General features: G+C 72.4%; 1 protein-coding gene. It reads right to left on the reverse strand.

The window, feature by feature from the left end; all coding sequences use genetic code 11:
* Nucleotides 1–356 (reverse strand): heavy metal-associated domain-containing protein (locus FV228_RS31390; RefSeq protein WP_147857936.1); only part of this gene is annotated, 356 nt, incomplete at its 3' end.
* Nucleotides 357–780: the final 424 nt, after the last annotated feature.

Consider the following 780-nt stretch of genomic DNA (forward strand, 5'->3'; position numbering starts at 1 on the left):
CCGGTGACCAGGTTGACGCTGGCGCCGCTCACCCCCGGCAGGGCGGCGAGCGCGCGCTCGACCCGTCCGACGCAGGACGCGCAGGACATCCCCGCGACGGCGATCCGGCTCTCGGTCTCCGGGACCGGGTAGCCGGCATCCGCCAGCGCGGCCGCGGCGTCGGCCGGACCCGCGCCGCCGTCGAGGACGAGGCTGGCGCGGTTGGTGGCGAGGTTGACCGCCACGTCGCGGGCACCGGGCAGCGCCTTCAGGGCGCGCTCGACCCGCCCGACGCAGGACGCGCAGGACATCCCGTCGACGGGGAAGCTCAGGGAGACGGGTTCGGGCACGGGGGCGGTTCCGATCGAAGCATCCATGCCGCCTCAGATGGGGCTTCCCATCATGGGAAGGTCAAGGGCCTTGTGGATCGCGTTGCCGAATCGCGGATGGGCCGACAGAGTGGGCGGGCATCGGTATGCGATCGGATTCCTTCGTCGGGCCGGGTAACGCGTGGGTAGGACGAAATGCGGGGCCCCGCTCCCGTGCGGGCTAACGGATTCACTTATTGCAGTCCGGATGGTTCTGGGCCGCGAGAGAAACCTGTCCCAGGCCAACACGCGCCGCCCCTCCCCCCTCTGCGGGGGAGGGTGGCCCCTGCGTCAGCAGGGGTCGGGAGAGGGGAACCCGGGTTCAGGAGGGGGCGCGACTGGCCTGACGGGCGAAGTCCTGTTCTGCACCGTTGCTCCCCTCTCCCGACCCGGCCTGACGGCCGGCCCACCCTCCCCCGCAGAGGGGGGAGGG

The organism is Methylobacterium sp. WL18 (genome assembly GCF_008040015.1).
Taxonomy (GTDB): Bacteria; Pseudomonadota; Alphaproteobacteria; order Rhizobiales; family Beijerinckiaceae; genus Methylobacterium; species Methylobacterium mesophilicum.